General features: G+C 63.0%; 22 protein-coding genes and 1 tRNA gene. 12 read left to right on the forward strand and 11 right to left on the reverse strand.

The genetic code is table 11. From position 1 onward, the window contains the following. Nucleotides 1-494 precede the first annotated feature (494 nt). The 4 genes from ABNQ39_RS05645 to ABNQ39_RS05660 form a co-directional block, all read right to left on the reverse strand. Nucleotides 495-893, reverse strand: coding sequence for a hypothetical protein (locus tag ABNQ39_RS05645; RefSeq protein WP_376959424.1), 399 nt, complete (start codon nucleotides 891-893; stop codon nucleotides 495-497). Nucleotides 894-1003: 110 nt separating this feature from the next. Next, nucleotides 1004-1165: a hypothetical protein gene (locus tag ABNQ39_RS05650; protein ID WP_376959425.1), complete on the reverse strand. Its 162-nt coding sequence runs from the start codon at nucleotides 1163-1165 to the stop codon at nucleotides 1004-1006. A gap of 720 nt (nucleotides 1166-1885) precedes the next feature. Further along, complete coding sequence (locus ABNQ39_RS05655; protein WP_376959426.1) at nucleotides 1886-2839, reverse strand: S1 family peptidase; 954 nt, start codon at nucleotides 2837-2839, stop codon at nucleotides 1886-1888. Nucleotides 2840-3131: 292 nt separating this feature from the next. Further along, nucleotides 3132-4295 (reverse strand): tyrosine-type recombinase/integrase, encoded by a 1164-nt coding sequence (locus ABNQ39_RS05660; protein WP_376959427.1) that lies wholly within the window; start codon nucleotides 4293-4295, stop codon nucleotides 3132-3134. A 365-nt stretch (nucleotides 4296-4660) separates the two neighbouring features. On the opposite strand from ABNQ39_RS05660, the gene ABNQ39_RS05665 reads away from it, so the two are divergent. Then, nucleotides 4661-4736 (forward strand) — tRNA-Asn (locus ABNQ39_RS05665). Nucleotides 4737-5000: 264 nt separating this feature from the next. Then, on the forward strand, nucleotides 5001-5252 hold the full coding sequence (locus tag ABNQ39_RS05670) for a hypothetical protein (RefSeq protein ID WP_376959428.1): 252 nt from the start codon (nucleotides 5001-5003) through the stop codon (nucleotides 5250-5252). A 55-nt stretch (nucleotides 5253-5307) separates the two neighbouring features. Here the strand turns inward: ABNQ39_RS05670 and ABNQ39_RS05675 are convergent, their stop codons facing one another. Beyond that, the gene (locus ABNQ39_RS05675; protein WP_109048993.1) at nucleotides 5308-5550 is read right to left on the reverse strand and encodes a hypothetical protein; all 243 of its coding nucleotides are present in this window, start codon (nucleotides 5548-5550) and stop codon (nucleotides 5308-5310) included. A 69-nt stretch (nucleotides 5551-5619) separates the two neighbouring features. Then, the gene (locus tag ABNQ39_RS05680; protein WP_376959429.1) at nucleotides 5620-5799 is read right to left on the reverse strand and encodes a hypothetical protein; all 180 of its coding nucleotides are present in this window, start codon (nucleotides 5797-5799) and stop codon (nucleotides 5620-5622) included. 228 nt (nucleotides 5800-6027) lie between these two features. Between ABNQ39_RS05680 and ABNQ39_RS05685 the strand changes: the two genes are divergently transcribed. From ABNQ39_RS05685 to ABNQ39_RS05720, 8 genes are all read left to right on the forward strand, one after another. Next, nucleotides 6028-7056, forward strand: a complete 1029-nt coding sequence (locus ABNQ39_RS05685; RefSeq protein WP_376959430.1) for a S1C family serine protease — start codon at nucleotides 6028-6030, stop codon at nucleotides 7054-7056. Between the two features lie 98 nt (nucleotides 7057-7154). Then, nucleotides 7155-7766: an NUDIX domain-containing protein gene (locus tag ABNQ39_RS05690; protein WP_376959431.1), complete on the forward strand. Its 612-nt coding sequence runs from the start codon at nucleotides 7155-7157 to the stop codon at nucleotides 7764-7766. Between the two features lie 151 nt (nucleotides 7767-7917). Next, on the forward strand, nucleotides 7918-8919 hold the full coding sequence (locus tag ABNQ39_RS05695) for a cysteine synthase A (RefSeq protein ID WP_376959432.1): 1002 nt from the start codon (nucleotides 7918-7920) through the stop codon (nucleotides 8917-8919). A gap of 17 nt (nucleotides 8920-8936) precedes the next feature. Further along, nucleotides 8937-9644 carry an alanyl-tRNA editing protein gene (locus ABNQ39_RS05700; RefSeq protein WP_376959433.1) on the forward strand — a complete coding sequence of 236 codons (708 nt, stop codon included), beginning with the start codon at nucleotides 8937-8939 and terminating at the stop codon, nucleotides 9642-9644. Nucleotides 9645-9698: 54 nt separating this feature from the next. Next, nucleotides 9699-10586: a sulfurtransferase gene (locus tag ABNQ39_RS05705; protein ID WP_376959434.1), complete on the forward strand. Its 888-nt coding sequence runs from the start codon at nucleotides 9699-9701 to the stop codon at nucleotides 10584-10586. Continuing rightward, nucleotides 10583-11017, forward strand: a complete 435-nt coding sequence (locus ABNQ39_RS05710; protein WP_376959435.1) for a GNAT family acetyltransferase — start codon at nucleotides 10583-10585, stop codon at nucleotides 11015-11017. The genes ABNQ39_RS05705 and ABNQ39_RS05710 overlap by 4 nt, the downstream gene beginning before the upstream one ends. Further along, nucleotides 10993-11610: a GNAT family N-acetyltransferase gene (locus ABNQ39_RS05715; protein WP_376959436.1), complete on the forward strand. Its 618-nt coding sequence runs from the start codon at nucleotides 10993-10995 to the stop codon at nucleotides 11608-11610. Before ABNQ39_RS05710 ends, ABNQ39_RS05715 begins: the two co-directional genes overlap by 25 nt. A 146-nt stretch (nucleotides 11611-11756) precedes the next feature. Continuing rightward, nucleotides 11757-11999: a hypothetical protein gene (locus tag ABNQ39_RS05720; protein ID WP_376959437.1), complete on the forward strand. Its 243-nt coding sequence runs from the start codon at nucleotides 11757-11759 to the stop codon at nucleotides 11997-11999. Between the two features lie 321 nt (nucleotides 12000-12320). Here the strand turns inward: ABNQ39_RS05720 and ABNQ39_RS05725 are convergent, their stop codons facing one another. The 5 genes from ABNQ39_RS05725 to ABNQ39_RS05745 all read right to left on the reverse strand — a co-directional run bounded on the left by ABNQ39_RS05725 (nucleotide 12321) and on the right by ABNQ39_RS05745 (nucleotide 17993). Next, nucleotides 12321-13406, reverse strand: a complete 1086-nt coding sequence (locus tag ABNQ39_RS05725; protein ID WP_376959438.1) for a pyridoxal phosphate-dependent aminotransferase — start codon at nucleotides 13404-13406, stop codon at nucleotides 12321-12323. Between the two features lie 162 nt (nucleotides 13407-13568). Then, a complete protein-coding gene (locus tag ABNQ39_RS05730; RefSeq protein ID WP_098739765.1) occupies nucleotides 13569-14354 on the reverse strand; it encodes an amino acid ABC transporter ATP-binding protein in 786 nt (261 codons plus the stop codon). A 92-nt stretch (nucleotides 14355-14446) separates the two neighbouring features. Beyond that, nucleotides 14447-15553, reverse strand: a complete 1107-nt coding sequence (locus ABNQ39_RS05735; RefSeq protein ID WP_098739766.1) for an amino acid ABC transporter permease — start codon at nucleotides 15551-15553, stop codon at nucleotides 14447-14449. Nucleotides 15554-15558: 5 nt separating this feature from the next. Next, complete coding sequence (locus ABNQ39_RS05740; protein WP_376959439.1) at nucleotides 15559-16758, reverse strand: amino acid ABC transporter permease; 1200 nt, start codon at nucleotides 16756-16758, stop codon at nucleotides 15559-15561. A gap of 215 nt (nucleotides 16759-16973) precedes the next feature. Next, complete coding sequence (locus ABNQ39_RS05745) at nucleotides 16974-17993, reverse strand: amino acid ABC transporter substrate-binding protein (protein WP_376959440.1); 1020 nt, start codon at nucleotides 17991-17993, stop codon at nucleotides 16974-16976. Between the two features lie 403 nt (nucleotides 17994-18396). Between ABNQ39_RS05745 and metC the strand changes: the two genes are divergently transcribed. Together metC and hisI are read left to right on the forward strand one after the other, a co-directional pair. Continuing rightward, on the forward strand, nucleotides 18397-19575 hold the full coding sequence (gene metC / locus ABNQ39_RS05750) for a cystathionine beta-lyase (protein WP_376959441.1): 1179 nt from the start codon (nucleotides 18397-18399) through the stop codon (nucleotides 19573-19575). A gap of 30 nt (nucleotides 19576-19605) precedes the next feature. Further along, nucleotides 19606-20040, forward strand: coding sequence for a phosphoribosyl-AMP cyclohydrolase (gene hisI / locus ABNQ39_RS05755; RefSeq protein ID WP_376959442.1), 435 nt, complete (start codon nucleotides 19606-19608; stop codon nucleotides 20038-20040). Nucleotides 20041-20518: the final 478 nt, after the last annotated feature.

The raw sequence follows: 20518 nt of genomic DNA on the forward strand, positions 1-20518 counted from the left end.
GATAATTGGTGTTCGGAGTAGGTCCGCCGTTGCGTCCGCCCCTGTCTTAATGGGCTTCGCAAGATCGCTCCTCCTCAGGGTGGGTGAATAAGACCCATTTTTCCCTCTAAGTCATTGATATTGAACGATAAATCACCACAATCTAGCACCCAAAATCAGGTGGGTGAATTAACCCGCTTCGTCCAATACGCCCCCTCCGCTCTGCCGGTACTCCAACGTCATCATCGGCACCGATTGCCCAACGTCGGCTCGGAGCAACAGGAAGGGCCTTCAGAAGCCCCGTGGATGCAGTGTGGATGTTGGCAGCAGGGTGGATGCAGGAAACTTAGAAGCACCTGTAAGGAGTCCTAGGAGGCGCTATGGCCGCATTACCATTTGGTGTAAACGAAGAATGATTTGCGCACCATGGATGCGCAGAAAGATTATTGTAAATCTGTCGAACCACTCAAAGAAATAAAAAGGGAGAGCCCGAAGGCCCTCCCACTAAATGGAAATTAAACAGCCGGGACAGAAATCCCGTGCTTGGTCAAGAGTGACGTTAGGGCTTCAACTTGACGCTGAAGGGCTTCAAGCTGTTCCTGCATAGAGGCTGCAAGACTTTCCCGGAACTCAGGGTTAGCGGCCTTGGGCGTCTTCGCCTTCTCTTCCTCTTTTTTCTCTTCAAGCTCGGAACACACGTCAACGAAGGTCGCCCGATCCATGCAAGCCGCTTCGGCCATACGGTCGAGGGCCTTCAGTGCCGCTGCAACTTCAGCATCCGAAGAGGCTTCATCATCGGACCGGCGGAACAGCTTCATAGCCTTCGCGGCGGTTTCCCCGCTGATCTTCGTTGCCTTGCGGAAGGCAGCCCGGATGTTGTCGGGGTGGGCTGCCTTGTGGTCACCACAAAGCACACGCCAAACCGTTTCCCATTCCTCGGCCAGCCACAGGGCATTTGATCGGGTTGCACTCGGAATGTCTCCAAAGCCGTTCGCAACGCACCATTCCCCGAACTTCCTAGCGTTCAGCTTCCCCGTCTTCGGGGACAGGCACTCAGCCCGACCAACAGGGCCACACCTACCGTCCGCCAGTCGTCGCGGAGCATTCGCCCGCTTTCCTGAATGCGCTTGTAGGCGTCCTGCCCAGCTTCAAGAACCGGAAGGGTGTTGCTGTCGGTCGTGGTCATGCTGGGGATTCCTTATCGTGAATGGCCTCTCTCAGGATGGGTGAATTAGGTGCGAACCCCTCGGCCACCTTCGCAAGCTTTGTCGCGGCTATGTCCCTTTCACCGTCCTGTCCCCGCTCAACGCGGGCATGGATCTTCAGGGCGTATTCAGCGTCTTCGCGGGTGAAGGAGGGCGCGGGGGCCGGATCCGCCGGGGTGGGTTCCTGGGGCGTCTCAGTGCGTCCAAGGAACTCCCTGATAGAAACTTCAGCCATGGCTTCAAAAGTCTCCCGTGGGAGATTTATCGCCTTCTTAGCTACCTGCATGTATCGGTGGGCGTTCGGGTAACTGCATCGGCAGTTGGCGGCTACCCAATCCTTGAACGTGCCGTGGGGGCATTGCTTTTTCGCCGCAATCAGGGCCTCCCCCGCTCGCTTGGCTTCTAGCAGTATCTTGAAAGATACGCAAAGTTGCTCCGACCCTGAAACTCATACAGAGTTGCCCGAACCTCCTGCGCCTTTTTCATACGGCACGGAATAGCCCCAAGTTGGGAAAGTGCGGCACAGTGCGGCACCACGAGTTGTCTGCGGGTATCCCGCGGGTACTCAATCCACACCGTGTCACATGCGTCATCCTTATGATTAACGTCGATCAACTACCTGACGTGAGTGAAAGACAAATTTTCATGTATGAAGGACAACTATTCTATCTGGTGCAGGCTGCTAGCGGATAATCGCAATACTAATTTTCAATTTTTGCGCTTACTGTCAGTGCTTGTCCGATAGAAATCTTAATGTTCTCTCCTGAACGCTCAACATCAAAGCCCCGCTTGTCAGCGGCAATTGCGCCGCCATCGACAAGTTCCCACAAGAACGCTTTTCGGACCGGACCGCCTTGCACATCAGTTACGTCGAGCGTCATAGCCATAGCTGGGCCAATTAGCGACCCGTAAGATATGTGCTGATCAGTATCATCGGAAGTACCAAACGACGAACAAACAACACCAAAGACACGGCCAAAGTTATCAATAATCGGCCCCCCGCTCATACCCCCATCGAGACGAGCCGATGTGCGAAAGCAAGGGAAGGGCAACATTGATTTATCTCTGCCTCCAGCATGGAGTTCTTCAACTTGCCCTCTGGTCGCAGAATATCGATGATCAGCGATATAGGAATTCGTTTCCACACCCTTACTCCAGTCCATAGCTCGATAGCCAAGACTGAAGAATGGCTCTCCAATGCCGGGGAAGCTAAGGCGTAGTTGATGCACAGGGGGACTGAGCATCTCTCCAGTCTCAACGTGCACCGGAAGCGAGAGTTTTATTAGTGCAATATCTAAGTTAGCACCAAAAAAGACATGTGACGCCTCAAGCACTCCCCCAAGAATATGATCTGGATTTTCCGGGTGGTTTCTGCTTGATATGAATAGAGCACCGAAAACACCTTGTTCTTTTTCATCTAATTCTACATATCTCTCATTTCCAATAAGCTGAAATCCCTCCTCGATTACATGACGAGCAGTCATGTATAGCCCATCACTCGTAATAGAGAAACAGCTACCAAGCGGCCTTATAATTCCATTCTTTATATGAACAAGAGGAAGAACACCTGTTTGGGATATATGGTTATCCAAATCCACGAACTCGCTTGACTTGAAATCTATTTGCGTAGCAAATTTGAGAGAGGTCTGTTCCATTTCTCTGCCTCCAAAATTTGTCCATTGGATTTTATCGTACAAGCTTTTAGCAAACCTCACAAAATTCATACAATGTCACTTTGACCGCCCATGTGGTAGCTGCAATCATAGAAAATCTTAGCGTCTGGGGTTGGGTGGCAGGTGGGGGTGCCAAGCCTGTGTTATGCCTGCGTAGACAGGCACGACGGCACCAAAAGTACCGCACCGCTCTACCTTTATACCCCTATCAGATCTTGTGTCCGGAAAGACTGACGAACAGTTAATTCTATCTAAAATGAAATGATGAGAAAATTCAAAGGAAGCAAGAAGGGGGCGGAAGCCCCCTACTCTCTTCATCCCAACTTAGACGCCAAGTCCTTAGCATCTGGTTGTAGTATCTCTTTAGAACCTGAACGCTTCTATGCCCCGTAACCGCCGACAACTCCAAGACATTGGATAGCTTCTTGCTCATATCGGTAGCCGCTATGTGCCGAAGGTCGTGAAAGGTAATGTGGGGGAAGGTCGGGTTTCTCTTACGGATCGCCCGGATTACCTTTTGGTAAGAGCGAACCACCGTGCCAGGGCGCATCACGTCGGGGAACAGGGGGCCGACTGTTGGCCTGCCTTGCTCAATCCACCATTCCCGCAGAACCCTCACCGCCTCCATGGAAAGCGGAACATCCCGGCTATCGCCGTTCTTGGTATCGGTCAGGTGAATAACATTCGCCTTATCCCAGCATTCCCAACGTGCAATCCGCCATAGTTCCCCCTGCCGCATGGCAGTTAGTGAGGCAAGGCGGGCAATGTAGTACAGATATGGCTTGCGGATTGGGTTCCGAAGCTCCTTCCACAGTTCCTCTCTCTGGGCGGGCGTCAAGCGAACATCCCTGCCCTTCCGGTTCTTCGGGAGTTTCACACCACGGACGGGGTTCTGAAGATCGGGCATTGCCCATTCGCTACGGGCGTGTTGGTAGATAGCGGACAGGACTGCCAGCTTATTACGGATTGTTGATGGGGAAATCGGAAGCCCTCTACAGCCCTTCCGCTGTTCTTCCGCCTGTCGCCATTCCACAAGCTCCACCGTTGTTATATCCACCATGCGCTTATCGGCCAGGGGAAGGGCGAGCCAAGAGCCGATCCGCCCCTTTTCCTGTTCGTGGCCCTTCTTCTTCGGACTCTCTTCGGAGAGATAGCGGGTAAGGGCCTCCCTGAGCGTCAGGGGATAGCTTGTGGTGCTGGCCGGTAGGTCTGCTGCCGGTTTCGGTTCGGGCGCATCCTGAAGCGTCCTACGAGGCGCCAAAGACTCACGCTTGCGTCCCCTGCCCCTCCCCACGACCCCAAGGGCGGCTTCCTGTTCCTCGCCCCACTTCCGGGCTTCCTCGACGGCTTCCAGGGGGAAAGTCCGTTGGGCCTCGACCTTGCCCCGGACCCTCACAACCACCCTCAGGCTGTGCCCCCGTTTCTCGACGTAAGCCATTTTGCTCCCATCTTGCTCCCATGGAGCGAGGGGCAATGGGTGGCCTAGACCATTGATTTCAAAAAGTTTTTCAGAAGGCTATTGCAGCGGACTGCAAATCCGTGTACGTGGGTTCGATTCCCGCCCGTGCCTCCATACCTGACAGCAGTATAGATGATGATCGGCAAGACCGAACGCAGCCCCGCCCCCAGCGGGGTTTTTTGCGTTTTAGCCTTGTTTTCATTCACAGAATGCCCTTCCCCACCGCTTCGCCCGCCGTCGAAAGAAAATTCGTTTTTCTGTCGGAATTGGCTTGGCAGGTCCGAATGGTTCGGCTATACACCCGCCACGCCAACAACGGCGGCGGCCGAAAGGTCAGTCACCGATCCCGGTTAGCTCAGTTGGTAGAGCAGCGGACTGTTAATCCGCTTGTCGCTGGTTCGAGTCCAGCACCGGGAGCCAGATCGAAAAGGCCGGATGCCAAGCGCATCCGGCCTTTTTGTCTTTCTGCGCTCTTGCCGCTTGACTGTGGCGCTTAAGTAACCGAATTCGGTTTAAAGCAGTTGGGCTAGGACTGACGGTGGCCCATCACGGCATGAACTAGTCCCAAAAGACGATCCTGCCTTGCCGGAAGCGAAATGCCGCGCATGTCTGCACGGGGTTAGACTTGGATAACAATCCGGGCCGAGCCTTGGGCCGGGCGTCTCCAGCCGATGGAGGACCGCCGTGCTTCTGCCATTCCAATCCGAACATTTCCGCACCGCCCCGCCGGTCGGCAGCACCGGTAGCCGCTCGTCCGAATCCGACGAGCGTCCGGTCCGGACGATAGACTGCGTCACGGCACTCCTGTTGTTCCTGGCGGCCGTGTTGGTCGCCCTGCTGGCTTTCAGTGCCGATTGGGCCGGACCGGCCGCCGACCGCAATCCGCAGGCCTACGAGAACACCCCGGTTCTGGTGATCCCGCCCAACCCGCGCTGACCGGTCGGGAGGAAGGCACCGGTCGGTGAGGCGCCCTACTCCACCAGATCGTCCCCTACTCCACTAGATCGTCATAGATGCTGTCGTCGGAATCCGATGGGTCGCCGCCCACCGCGGCGACCGCCACCCGCTTCCATTCCCCGCACCAGTCGGTGGACAGGGTGATCGGAAAGTCGCCTTCCGGGCTTCGCGGGGTCACCACCGGCGGATAACGCCGACAGGTTCCCTTCGGCCCGCGCTGGCGGAGCCCCTGCCCTTCCCAGAAGCGGCAGGTGTAGCAGGTGTCGAGTCGCTTCATCGCGGACCGCTCTCCTTCATGATGGCCGGCTTCACGTCGGTCGGCCACGCGGACCCGCTTCCCCCTCCGTCAGCCGGTGGAGGGCGGCTTGGCAGGCCGCATCGTGTCTGCGCATCTGGCGTAGTACGACTTGATGTCCGCGTCCAGAACACTGCGGCGGCGTCCCTCCTCAGACTCCTCCGGTGCGTCGCTCAGGCGCTGGTACTCCTGGACGGCCTGTTCCAGCTCCTGTTCGCTTTCGATGGGCATGCTGTCTCCTTTCCCCGTTGATTGCGGGACCCGGACAAGACAACAGCGGCCAACGGCGGTATGTTTCGATCACCATGGTCGCGCTTGTGGTGGATGACCGCGCGATGACGGCTTGATGAGCCGCGACTCGAACGCAATGTCATGCTTGTATCACCCGAGTCGCGACGGACAGGGCCGCGCGGTGCCGGGGGTGCCCTTTGGCCCTGCCTTGCGCGGGAGTGCGGCGTCATGCGGGTCGTCTCAACACCGGTCATGCCGCGTCTGGCGGCCACCATCCTTTTCCTGATCGGCCTGCAAATGGCCGTCCCCGGCGTTGCCCCGGCCAAAGCGGCGGAGTCCGCGCAGCTCGACCCGGAGCGCGTCGTCCGTTCCGTCGTCGGCATCACCGCGACCGTGCCGGCGGACAGCCAGAGCGCCCGCACCCTGGGCACCGACCGCGAGGGCAGCGGGGTCGTCATCGATGGGTCCGGCCTGATCCTGACCATCGGCTATACGGTGATGGAGGCGTCGCAGATTCAGGTCATCGCCGCCGACGGACGCAGCTATCCCGCCAACATGGTGGCCTACGACCCCGTCAGCGGCTTCGGGCTGCTGCGGGCGGAGATGGGGTTTTCAGCCCCCTGGCTGCGGCTGGCCGGTCCAGGCGCCGTGAAGGAGGGCGATACCCTGCTGGCGCTGAGCGGCGGCGGCAATCGCGGAGCCACCGCCGTGAAGGTGGTCGGCAAGCGGGAGTTCGCCGGCTATTGGGAATATCTGCTGGACGAGGCGCTGTTCACCTTCCCGCCGATCCGCGCCTTCAACGGCGCCGCTCTGGTCAACCGCGAGGGCCGGCTGGTCGGCATCGGATCGCTGCTGGTGGCGGAGGCGGTGGAGGGGCGCAGCCTGCCCGGCAACATGTTCGTCCCCGTTTCGGCGCTCGAGCCGATTCTGGCCGACCTTCTGGCTTACGGGCGACGGCAGGAACCCGCCCGTCCCTGGCTGGGCGTCACCCTGCGCGATGAGATGGGGCGGCTGCTGGTGGAAAAGGTATCGCCACGCAGCCCAGCCGAGTCGGCCGGCCTGCGCCCCGGCGATTGGATCGTCGGCGTCGGCGGCCAGCGCTTCAATGGACTGGCGGATTTCTACCGCAAGCTCTGGGGGCTGGGACCGGCCGGCATCGTCGTTCCGCTCGAGGTGATGCGCGGCTCCACCCTGACCCCGGTTCCGGTGACCTCGGCCGACCGCGTGCGGTTCCTCAGGCTGAACCCGACGCTGTGATGCCTGCCCCGATGGCCGGTTGCCTTCCCGGGCGCTTGTGGACGGCGCGCCGGCATAGCACCTTGTTGGAAACAGCCATCCATGGACCCGCGCCGATCATGAACCATCCCGATATCGAGATTCTCGACAAGAAGACCCCCTACAAGGGCTTTCTGACCATCGACGTCTACCGCCTGCGCCATAAGAAGTTCGACGGCACCTGGACCGACGTGCTGCCCCCGCGCGAGGTGTGCGACCGCGGGGCCGCGGTGGGCGTCCTGCTCTACGATCCCGATCTCGACACCGTGGTGATGATCGAGCAGTTCCGCGTCGGCTCCGCCGCGGCCGGCGGCCCGGCCTGGATGACCGAGATCGTCGCCGGCATGGTCGGCGAAGGCGAGAGCCCGGAAGAGGTTGCGCGCCGCGAATCGATGGAAGAGGCCGGCTGCGCCATCCAGGAGATTGAGCAGATCTGCGATTATTACGTCAGCCCAGGCGCCTTCACCGAGGTCGTCACCGTCTTCTGCGGCCGGGTCGACAGCCGCAACCTCGCCGCGACCGGCGGCCTGGAGGAGGAACATGAGGACATCCGCATCATGGCCCTGCCGGCCGACGAGGCGATCGGCATGATGGACGAGAACCGCCTGCGCAACTCCGTCGCCATCATCGCCATCGGCTGGCTGGCCCGTCACCGTGAGTCCCTGCGCAAGCGCTGGCTGGGTCAGGGGTAAGGCGCGGGGAGTCTCGGCTCCCAGGTTCCACCGTATATTTCACGCGCAATTCTCGTTCAATGCAGCATTCCACACTCCCCGCCTTGAAACCGCCGCCCTGCGCGCTGATAGTATCGGCAGCAATCCACACCTGACTTTGGGAGTACCCGCCTTGGACATCCGCAACGGCTTCATCGGCGCCATCGGCAACACGCCGCTGATTCGCCTGGAAGGGCCATCGAAGGCGACGGGCTGCGAGATCCTGGGCAAGGCGGAGTTCCTGAACCCCGGCGGGTCGGTGAAAGACCGTGCCGCTCTCGCCATCGTCCGCGATGCGGAAGAGCGCGGGCTGCTGCGCCCCGGCGGCACCATCGTCGAGGGCACGGCGGGCAACACCGGCATCGGGCTGGCGCTGGTCGGCAATGCGCTCGGCTATCGCACCGTCATCGTGATGCCCGAAACGCAGAGCCAGGAAAAGAAGGACATGCTGCGCCTGATCGGCGCCGATCTGCGGCTGGTCCCGGCAGTCCCCTATTCCAACCCCGACAATTACGTCCGCTATTCCGGCCGTCTGGCCGAGGAGCTGGCGAAGACCGAACCGAACGGCGTCGTCTGGGCCAACCAGTTCGACAACACCGCCAACCGCGACGGCCACCGCACCACCACCGGGCCGGAAATCTGGGAGCAGACGGGTGGCAAACTCGACGCCTTTACCTGTGCGGTGGGAAGCGGCGGCACGCTGGCCGGCATCGCGCTGGCCCTGAAGGAGCGGAACCCGAACATCCGCATCACGCTGGCCGACCCGATGGGCGCCGCCCTGTTCAGCTACTACACCAGCGGTGAGCTGAAGTCGGAAGGCAGTTCGATCACCGAAGGCATCGGCCAGGGCCGAATCACCGCCAATCTGGAAGACGCACCGATCGACGACGCCGTGCAGATCCCCGATGAAGAGGCGCTGCCGATTGTCTTCGACCTGATCAAGACCCAGGGCCTTGTGCTGGGCGGCTCGTCGGGCATCAACATCGCCGCCGCCATGCGGGTGGCGCGCGACCTCGGCCCCGGCCACACGGTGGTGACCATCCTGTGCGATGGGGGTCAGCGTTACCAATCGAAGCTCTTCAATCCTGACTTCCTCCGTGAGAAGAATCTTCCTGTGCCAGACTGGCTGGCCTGACTCTCTTCGAGGGGGATATGGACGCGCTTTTCCGTGAGGACGCCTACGCCCGCAACTGCGTCGCCACCGTTACGACGGTGGACGAGCGTGGCATCCGGCTCGACCGCACCGTCTTCTATCCGACCGGCGGCGGCCAGCCGGGCGATACCGGTGTGCTGCGCTTCGACGGCTTCGAAGTCCGCATCAAGGACACGGTGAAGGGCGAGGGCGGCCCCGACGACGTCATCCATGTGCCGGAAGACGGGCAGGAACTTCCCAGCCCCGGCACCGCGGTGGAGGCGGAGATCGATTGGGGCCGCCGCCATCGCCATATGCGCATGCACACCGCGCTGCATTTGCTGTGCGCGGTGGTGCCGGGCTCGGTCACCGGCGGGCAGATCGGCGCGGACAAGAGCCGGCTGGATTTCAACGTCCCAGCCGAATCGCTGGACAAGGACGCCATCACCGAGGCGGTGAACCGGCTGATCGCCGCCGACACTCCCGTCGGCACCCGCTGGATCACCGACGATGAGATGGCGACGCAGCCGGAACTGGTGCGCACCATGTCGGTCAAGCCGCCGACCGGCAGCGGCCGGGTGCGCCTGCTGGATGTGGAGGGGGTTGATTTGCAGCCCTGCGGCGGCACCCATGTCGCCCGCACCGGCGAGATCGGCGGAATCGAGGTGACGAAGATCGAAAACAAGGGCAAGCAGAACCGGCGCGTCGTCATCGCGCTGAAGGATTGAAGCCGTTTCGCCGATCCGTTGCCCGACAGCCCCTCATCTTCAAGGATGCGCAGCATGAGCGACAGCATTGTTGAAGCGCTGACCGGTCCCGTCGTCTCCACCGACTGGCTGGCCCGCAATCTCGGCCGGACGGGGCTGAAAATCCTCGACGGGTCCTGGCACATGCCGGCCCTGAAGCGCGACATCCGGGCGGAGTTCGCGGCGTCGCACATCCCTGGTGCGCGCCTGTGCGACGTCGACGAGGTGGCGGCACCGAACACCGCCCCCCTGCCCCATATGGTCCCGGACGAGGAGAGCTTCGCCGCGAAGATCGGCGCGCTGGGCATCGGCGACGGCGACACCGTCGTCGTCTATGACAGCGCCGGCATGGCAACCGCTGCGGCACGTGTCTGGTGGCTGTTCCGCCTGTTCGGTTTCGACCGGGTGGCGGTTCTGGACGGCGGCCTGCCGAAATGGCTGGCGGAAGGCCGTCCGACCGAATCGGGTGAGGCCGCTCCGGTTCAGCCGGCGGTCTTCACGGCACACAAGCGGCCGGACTTGATCCGCAGCGCCGATCAGGTGCTCGCCAACATCGAGGGACAGGACGATCAAATCACCGACGCCCGCGCCCAGCCACGATTCGAAGGTGCGGTGGCCGAACCCTGGCCCGGCCGGCGCAGCGGCCGCATTCCCGGCAGCTTCAACCTGCCCCACACCGACCTGATCGACGCCGACAGCAAAACCCTGCTGCCGCCGGACATCATCGTTCAGAAGGCGCGCGCGGCGGGGCTGGACCTCGACCGTCCGGTGGTCGCCTCCTGTGGCAGCGGCATCACCGCCTGCGTCATCGCGCTGGGCCTCGCCACCGCCGGCAAGCCGGACGTGGCGATCTATGACGGTTCCTGGGCCGAATGGGGCCTGCGGGAGGATCTGCCGCTGGAGACGGGCCCTCGGCAACCATGAGCGAGTCCGTCACCGTCAGGTCCTGCGCAGCGGAGGACTGCGACGCCGTCGTCGCGTTGTGGACGGCCTGCGGGCTCGTGGTGCCATGGAACGATCCGGCGGCCGATTTCGCGCTGGCACTGTCGAAGAGCAGCTCGACGGTGCTGGCTGCCATCGAGGACGGGCGGATCGTCGCCACCGCCATGGTCGGGCAGGACGGGCATCGCGGCTGGATCTATTACGTCGCCGTCGATCCGGCCTTGCAAGGCCGGGGCCTCGGTCGCCGGATGGTGGCGGAGGCGGAGGGTTGGCTGGCTGCGGCCGGCATGCCCAAGGTCCAGCTGCTCGTCCGCGAGACCAACCAACGGGTGCTGGCCTTCTATGAGAGGTTGGGCTATGCCAAATCGCCCGTTACGATGATGCAGAAATGGCTGACCAACCCTTCTCCCTGACCCGCCCCGCCGTGCCTGCCGCCAGCCGGCCGGGTCATCTGCCGGTGATCGTCACCTATCTGGAGATGACAGTGCCGCCGGCCCATGCGCCGGTGCCCCAACCGGCCGGCAACCTCACGCTGGTGCGGTCCAATCCGCCGAGCTGGTCCTTCTACCGCTATCTCTACGACACGGTAGGAGAGCCCTGGCTGTGGCACGAACGCCGCCGCATGCCGCGCAAGGAGCTGGAGCGTTCGATCCTCGACCCGCGGGTTGAGGTGTGGGTGCTGTATGTCGATGGCACACCCGCCGGTTACGGCGAGCTGGACCGGCGGACACAGGAAACCGACCTCGCCTATTTCGGCCTGATCCCCGATTTCATCGGCCACAAGCTGGGTCCCTGGCTGCTCGACACCATCATCCGCAAGGCGTGGGACGGTGGTGCATCGAAGCTGGTCGTCAACACCTGCACCTTCGACCATCCGAAGGCCCTGCCGCTTTATCAAAGCATGGGTTTCGTCCCCACCCGCCATGTCGCCCGCGAGGTTCGCGACCCGCGGCTGGACGGTGTGCTGCCGCGCAGCTCGGGGGATCACATTCCGCTGGCGGGGTGAGGCTGGGGGAAGCGGCCCACCTTCCCCCTTGACCACCCCGACCACCCCGCCCCATCTACCGCGGAACGCCGGAACCCCGTTGCGGACCGGCGCGTTCCTTCAGACAGGCGGAAGCTCCGCCATGACGAGCGTGAGGTGGGGCCTTGATGGGTTGGATCATTCGGACGCTGGTGTTGTGCTTCATCGTCGGCTTCGTGCTGTCGTTCCTGCGCATCGATCCGGCCAGCATCCTGACGAACAGCTGGCAGACGGTGCAGGACATCGCGGCACTGGTCATTGAAGCCGGGAGCTGGGCCCTGCCCTACATCCTGATCGGTGCGGTCGTGGTGGTGCCGCTGTCTGTGATCGGGCTGGTCATGCGCTGGAACCGCTCGCGTCCGCCCTCCTGAGATCCGGACAAAAAAACAGGAGGCACCGGAACCGGAGCCTCCTGTGAAACAGGGAGGGTTAGAGACAGCCATAGGTCTACGCCCGACCAATCCTTCCTGCGTTGATGCATGTCAACCGACGGGCACTTTCCCCGACCTTTGCTGAAACTTCCGGGCGGAAAAGAAAAAGCCGGAGCCATCCATGCGGATGCTCCGGCTCAGTGATACAGGGAGGTTTAGAGACGAGACGGACCTTATGTCGAAACGCATAGGTCGTTCGTTGATCTGGATCAAGAATCCTCAAATTCCCGGTAAGCCACACGTATTGTCCCGCTGCTGTTCTCAGCCGAGGATCTCCGCCAACGCCACCACCAGCGCCTTGTTCTCCTCCTCGCGGCCGACGGTGATGCGCAGGCAGTCCGACAGACCATATTCTGTCACCGCCTTCACCAGGATGCCGCGGTGAGCGAGATGGTCGATGACCGCCTGGGTGCCCAGCGAGGGGTCGGTCGGCACGCGGGCCAGCACGAAGTTGCAGACGCTGGGATAGACGCGCAGCCCCACCCGCTCCAGTTCGCGGGACAGCCAGGGCAGCCATTGCGCATTGTGGGCGAAGGTCGCCTCCTCATGCTCAGCGTCGGTCAGCGCGGCGGCCGCGGTCAACTGGGCGGGAAGCGAGACGTTGAAGGTGCCGCGGATGGCGTTCACCGCCTCTATCACCGTCGCCGGACCATAGCCCCAGCCGACCCGCAAGCCGGCCAAGCCATGCATCTTGGAGAAGGTGCGGATCAGCATGACGTTGTCGGAATTCTCGACGATCTCCGTCCCGTCGCTGTAGTCCGGCAGGCGGCAGTAATCGGCATAGGCCGAATCCAGGACCAGCAGCGTGTGTGGCGGCAGCCCGGCGCGCAGCCGCTGCACCGCGTCGGCCGGGATGTAGGTGCCGGTCGGGTTGTTGGGGTTGGCGAGGAAGCAGATTCTGGTGCGCTCGCTGGCGCGGTCGATCAGCGCCTCGACATCCACCACCATGTCGCGTTCCGCCGCGATGACCGCGGTGGCGCCGGCGGCGCGGATGGCCTTGAGGAAGCCGCGATAGCCACGCTCGTGGCACAGCACCTCGTCACCGGGCCCGGCGAAGGCCTGTGCGACCAGATGGATCAGTTCCTCCGACCCGGCGCTGCAGACGATGTGGTCGGCATCGATGGCGTGGCGGCGCGCGATGGCGTGGCGCAGCGGTTCCTGGTCCCAGTCGGGATAGCAGTGGATGCGGGTCGCCGCCTCGCAATAGGCGTCCAGCGCCAGCGGGCTTGGGCCGAGCGGATTGTGGGTCAGCGAGAGGTCGATCCACCGGCGGCCGTCGCGTGGGGGGCGAGCGGGACGGTACGGCTTGATCTGGCCAACGCTGGGACGGGGGCTGAGCAGGTCCATAACCTCGGTCTCCGGTAACGGATCGGTCGAACAGCACGTCAGGCGACCGATTGAACCGCAAACCGGTGCGCGACGCCACAGGACATTGCGCCGCGCACCCTAAGTCGAGGTGTTTTGTTTCCAGATGGCAGGCCGAACGGAACCGCCGGCCTGCCGACCGTCTCAGTGGTTTAGAATTTGGCTGAGGAAGAGGCGTGTGCGGTCCGATTTCGGATTGGAGAAGAACGCGTCCGGCGTGTCCTGTTCCACGATCTCGCCGCGATCCATGAAGATCACACGGTCGGCGACCGACTTGGCGAAGCCCATCTCGTGCGTCACGCACAGCATGGTCATGCCGTCCTCAGCCAGACCGATCATGACGTCCAGCACCTCCTTGACCATTTCGGGGTCAAGCGCGGAGGTCGGCTCGTCGAACAGCATCACCTTCGGGCTCATGCACAACGACCGTGCGATGGCGACGCGCTGTTGCTGGCCGCCCGACAGCTGGCCAGGATACTTCTTGGCCTGCTCGGCGATGCGCACCCGCTTCAGGTAGCTCATCGCCCGCTCTTCCGCTTCCGCCTTCGGCATCTTGCGGACCCAGATGGGCGCCAGCGTGCAGTTCTCCAGCACGGTCAGATGCGGGAACAGGTTGAAATGCTGGAACACCATGCCGACTTCGCGGCGGACCAGCTCGATGTTCTTGAGGTTGTTGGTCAGCTCGATCCCGTCGATGACGATCGTGCCCTTCTGATGCTCCTCAAGCCGGTTCAGGCAGCGGATCATCGTCGACTTGCCCGACCCGGACGGGCCGCAGACGACGATGCGCTCGCCCTTCTGGACGCTGAGGTTGATGTTCTTCAGGACGTGGAACTCGCCGTACCACTTGTTGACGCCCGTGCAGCGGATGATTTCCTCGCCGCTGAGGGCGTGCTTCGGCTTGGCTGCCTGGGACATGGCCTGGGACATGGGTTTTCGTGTCTCCCTTGACGGCGATACTATCTTCACTTCTTACGATCAGATTCACGCTTCAAATCGATTTCGATTTTGCGCGATCCGATCTATCGACGATGACCGCGATTGAGATCGCGCTCGAGCTTCTGGCTGTACTTCGACATGCTGAAGCAGAAGATCCAGTAGATCACGCCGATGAACAGATAGGCCTCGCGGTAGAAACCGCGCCAGGACGGATCGGACAGCGCGGCCTTCGCCGTGCCGAGCAGATCGTACAGACCGATAATGATGACCAGCGAGGTGTCCTTGAAGAAGCTGATGAAGGTGTTCACCAGCGGCGGGATGGCGACGGCCAGCGCCTGCGGCAGGATGATCTTGCGCATCTTCTGCCAATAGCCGAGCCCCAGCCCGTCCGCCGCCTCATACTGGCCCTTCGGAATCGCCTGCAGGCCGCCGCGGATCGCTTCCGCCATGTAGGCGGCGGCGAACATGATGAAGGCGATCTGCGCGCGCAGCAGCTTGTCGATGGACACGCCGTTCGGCAGGAACAGCGGCAGCATCACCGACGCCATGAACAGCAGGCTGATCAGCGGCACGCCACGGATCAGCTCGATGTAGGTGACGCACAGCACCTTGACCGCCGGCATGTTCGACCGCCGGCCCAGCGCCAGCAGGATCGACACCGGGAAAGCCACGGCCAGACCGATCACCGACAGGATGATGGTCAGCGGCAGACCGCCCCACAGCGTGTTCTCGACATAGGTCAGGCCGAAGACGCCACCCCACATCAGGACCGCCACCAGCGCCAGCCCGGCGGCCCAAACCAGCCCGAACCACGGCTTCCAGAAGCGGCGGTCGCAGCTGGCGACCAGCAGGGCGATGAAGACGGCGATGGTCACCAGCGGCCGCCACTGCTGTTCCCACGGGAACATGCCGAACATGATGAAGCGCAGCTTTTCGCTGATGAAGCCCCAGCAGGCGCCGCCGGCATCCTGACGGCAGACGGTTGAGGTGGCGTCGAAGCCGTGGGCGCGGAACAGCAGCCAGTTCATGAAGGGCGGAATTGCCGACGCCAGCAGCCCCAGGACCAGAATGGTCAGGATGGCGTTGTACCAGCTGTTGAACAGGTTGTTGCGCAGCCACGCAATCGGGCCGACGGTGTTGGCCGGCGGACGTTCGTCCGGCAGGCCGACGCTTTGCACGTTGTCGGTCATGGCCGTTACCGCTCCACCAGCGCGATGCGCTTGTTGTACCAGTTCATGAAGATCGAGATGCTGAGGCTGATGACCAGATAGGTGCCCATGATCATCGTCACGCCTTCGATCGCCTGACCGGTCTGGTTCAGCGTCGTGTTGGCGATGGACACCAGATCGGGATAGCCGATGGCCAGCGCCAGCGAGCTGTTCTTCGTCAGGTTCAGATACTGGCTGGTCAGCGGCGGCACGATAACCCGCAGCGCCTGGGGCAGGATCACCAGACGGAGCGTCGGGCTACCCGGCAGGCCGAGGGCACGGGCCGCCTCGGTCTGGCCCCAGTTGACCGCCTTGATGCCGCTGCGCACCACCTCGGCGATGAAGGCCGCGGTGTAGAGCGTCAGGCCGGTCAGGATGGCGAAGAATTCCGGAGAGATGGAGGCGCCGCCGGTGAAGTTGAAGCCGGCCAGCTTCGGCACGTCCATCGCGAGCGGTGCGCCGCCGGCAAGCCAGGTCAGGACCGGCAGACCGACGATCAGGCCGAGACCGGCCCAGCCCGCCGGGAACGGCTGCCCGGTGCGCGCCTGCCGTGCCCTGGCCCAGCGCGACACGCCCCAGGCGGCGACGATGCCGACCAGCAGCGCGATGCCCATGTTGGCCCAGACCGGATCGGGGGCCGGCGTCGGCACGCGCAGGCCGCGCTGCGACAGGAAGACGCCCGGGATCGGGTTCAGCGCCTGGCGCACCGGCGGCAGGCCGTCGGACACCAGCGCGTACCAGAAGAACAGCTGCAACAGCGGCGGGATGTTGCGGATGATCTCGACATAGGTCGAGGCCAGCTTGGCGATCAGCCAGTTGCTGGACAGGCGGGCGACGCCGATGATCGTACCGATGATCGTCGCCAGGATGACGCCGATGATCGACACCTTCAGCGTGTTCAGCACGCCGACCAGGAAGGCCCGGCCATAGGTATCCTTCGGCGAATAGTCGATCAGCGACTCGCCGATGCCGAAGGCCGCTTCACGCTCCAGGAAATGGTACCCGGTCGCGATCGAGCGACGCGCGAGGTTGTCGAGCGTGTTTGAAATCAGGAACCAGCCGACCAGGACGACCGCGCCGACCACCAGGATCTGGTAGACGATGGCGCGGAACGTCGGGTCGCTGAGGGAAAACGATATGCCACCCGGCGGCGGAGCGCCTTGGGTGGTCCGGGTCTCGGTCGCCACGGACTACTCTCCCCCAACCATCGCGCCCCATACGGTGCCCACGCGGTCCCGGACGTTCTTCCGGGCATTTCCCACACCGTAGGGAATGCGACATGTCTCCCAAATGCGGCCCCCTGCGCAGGCGCTTCGCTGGCGCCCTTCGCGACCGCTCCCAAAAGAACCGGAAGGCCGCCCCCGGCAACGGGCTGCGGGCGGCCTTCGGACGGTGACGTGCCTTACCGGAACGGCTGCGCGTACATCAGGCCGCCCTTGGTCCACAGCGCGTTCAGGCCGCGCTCCAGCTTCAGCGGGGTGCCCGGGCCGACGTTGCGGTCGAAGATCTCGGCATAGTTGCCGACCTTCTTCACGACATTGTAGGCCCACTTCTCATCCAGGCCCAGGGCCTTGCCCATGCCCGGCGAGGTGCCGAGGAAGCGCTGGATGTCCGGGTTCTTCGAGTTGGTGAACTCGTCGGCATTCTTGGAGGTGATGCCGAACTCTTCCGCCTGGATGGTGGCGAAGACGGTCCACTTCACGATGTCGAACCACTGGTCGTCGCCATGGCGCACGGCCGGGGCCAGCGGCTCCTTGGAGATGACTTCCGGCAGGATGACGTGGTCGTCCGGAACCGGGGCGACACCGGCGCGGGTGCCGGCCAGACCGGACACGTCGGTCGTCAGCACGTCGCAGCGGCCGGCGAAGTAGGCGGCGTTCACCTCGTCGTTCGACTCGATGACGACCGGGTTGTAGGTCATGTTGTTGGCGCGGAAATAGTCCGCGAGGTTCAGTTCGGTCGTGGTGCCGGACTGGACGCAGACGGTGGCGCCGTTCAGTTCCTTGGCGCTCTTGACGCCCAGCTTCTTCGGAACCATGAAGCCCTGGCCGTCGTAATAGGTGACGGGGGCGAAGTTCAGGCCGACCGAGGTGTCACGGGTCAGCGTGGCGGTGGTGTTGCGCGACAGCAGGTCGACTTCGCCCGACTGGATGGCGGGGAAGCGCTGCTGGGCGGACAGCGGGGTGAACTTGACCTTGTTGGCATCGCCGAAGATGGCGACAGCGACGGCACGGCAGTAATCGACATCCAGGCCGGTCCAGTTGCCGGCGCTGTCGGGGTTGCCGAAGCCCGGAAGGCCGGCGTTCACGCCGCATTGCACGAAGCCGCGCTGCTTGACGGTGTCCAGCGTGGCAGCACCGGCAACGGCGCTGGCGGAAACGACCACGGCCGCTGCGGCGGCGGCCAGGAACCCTGACTTCATATTATGAACTCCACCCTGTTCTTGCGTTCTTCGCTTTGAGCGGTCTGATGACGCGCTTGGTCACGCCGGCTCCATAATCCAACCGGAACGACCCTGCCGGACCGATCCGCCTGACAATCCGGCGGACCGATCCCCATTGAACCCGTCCTGTGAGGATCGCGACGCAGCCATGCGCGTGGGACAAGAGTGTATCAACTTGATCCGGCTTGTCGAATCCTCTGTGCATTGGTGGTGTTACCAGAACATCCCATCCGCTGACGACCGTTGCGCGCAATCCGCGATGGCGGCAGGGCGTCCGGGGTGACACAATGTTCGGCCGCGCCCGCACCGCCTGCCCCGGGGTTCTCCCGGCTAGGGCGGACTCGGACGGGCCGGATTGCCGCTCCAGCCAAACGGACAGTCGATGAAGGACGTCACCAAGGACACGATTCTCGTGCATGCCGGCCGCGACCCGCGGAACAACCACGGCATCGTCAACCCGCCGGTCTATCATTGCTCGACCGTGCTGTTCCCGACCTTGGACGCGCTGGAGGAAAGCGACCGCAACATGCTGACCAGCGTGAATTACGGTCGCATGGGCACGCCCACCACCTTCGCCTTCGAAGAGGCGGCGGCAGAACTGGAAGGTGGCTACAAATCGGTGAACACCGGCTCCGGCCTCGCCGCCGTCGCCGTTGCGCTGTCCGCCTTCACCAAGGCCGGCGACCATGTGCTGATCACCGACAGCGCCTATGGCCCGACCCGCCGTTTCGCCAAGGAGACGCTGATCCCCTATGGCGTGGAGGTGGAGTTCTATGATCCCTGCATCGGCTCAGGCATTTCCGCCCTGCTGCGTCCCAACACCAGCGTGGTCTTCCTCGAATCGCCGGGCTCCCTAACCTTCGAGGTGCAGGACGTTCCGGCCATCGCCGCCGCCGCCAAGACGGTCGGCGCCACGGTGATGATCGACAACACCTGGGCGACCCCGCTGTTCTTCCGCCCCTTCGACCACGGCGTCGATCTGTCGATCCATGCCGCGACCAAATACATGGTCGGCCATGCCGATGCGATGCTGGGCGTCATCACCTGCCGCGACGAGGAAAGCTGGACCGCGGTCAAGAAGACCGCCACCCGTTTCGGCGTCTGCGGCGGGCCGGACGATCTCTATCTTGGCCTGCGCGGCCTTCGCACCCTGTCAGTGCGCATGCGCCAGCACCAGGAGAGCGCGCTGGCGCTCGCCGACTGGCTGGCCGCCCGGCCAGAGGTGACGCGGGTCCTGCACCCCGCCCGCCCCGACTTCCCCGGCCACGAGTTGTGGAAGCGCGACTTCACCGGCTCCAGCGGCCTGTTCTCGGTGATCGTCAACCAGGTACCACGCAAGGCGCTGGCGGCGATGCTGGACGGGATGGAGCTGTTCGGCATGGGCTACAGCTGGGGCGGCTTCGAAAGCCTGATCCTGCCGACGCGGCCGGCGGCGGTGCGCTCCGCCACCCGCTGGACCGATCCGGGTCAGGTTCTGCGCCTGCACGCCGGGCTTGAGAGCCCCGACGACCTGATCCGCGATCTTGAGGCCGGCTTCCGGCGGATGGCCGCCGCCCTTTGAGTGCGGCGGACAGTTGAGGAGTGATTTGCCATGACGGAAACACCGTCGACCGAGCCCGGCCCCTTTGAAGAGGTGCTGGCCGCGATCCGCTTCACCGCCGATGGGCTGGTGCCCGCCATCGCCCAGGCCGAGGGCAGCGGCGAAATCCTGATGATGGCCTGGATGAACCGCGATGCGGTGGTCGAGACCCTGTCCACCGGCCGCGTCTGCTACTGGTCGCGGTCGCGCGGCGGGCTGTGGCGCAAGGGCGAGACCTCCGGACAGGTGCAGCGGCTGAAGGATTTCCGGGTGGATTGCGACGGCGACACCCTGCTGCTGGTCGTCGAGCAGGACGGCGTCGCCTGCCACACCGGCCGGCGCAGCTGCTTCTATCGTGCCTGGCGCGACGGCAAGCTGGAGACGATCCAGGCGGTCGAAACCGATCCGTCCATCCTCTATGGCGGCCATTCGCACAGCCACGGCTGAGAGACCCGTTTTGAAGAAGGGCTGGGAAGGGAGCCGATTCGCCACAGCGGGTGCGTTTGTTGATCCACATCAAAGCGTCACCCCTGCCGAAGGGTATACACACCTTCTTGTCTCTAACCCTCCCTGTATATGACTGCACCGGGCGCTCCTTTGGACGCCCGGTTATTTTTTGCCCCGAGGGCTGCATCTGCAACTTCGGACAGCGCCCGGCGCGTTTGCGCCGCGGACCCTCTTTCGGACGATCCGCTCCGGCAGCCCGTTTGGCCGGTGGCCTACCGCCTCGCCTGCCCGCGCATCGCCTTTGTCAGCCGAGCCTGTGCCGTTCCGCAGCTGAAAACCTGCCCATATGGGAGAGAAAGTCTTTATTAGGTCACAGAAAGATGCTGCTTTCGGCCACAAAAACAACGAATAAAGAAACAGTTCATTTCTTTAATTCGATCAAGTTTCAATTATCTGTGTCATCTCATCCGCCCCCCTT

The sequence above is a fragment of the Azospirillum sp. A26 genome (genome assembly GCF_042604635.1).
GTDB lineage: Bacteria > Pseudomonadota > Alphaproteobacteria > Azospirillales > Azospirillaceae > Azospirillum > Azospirillum palustre.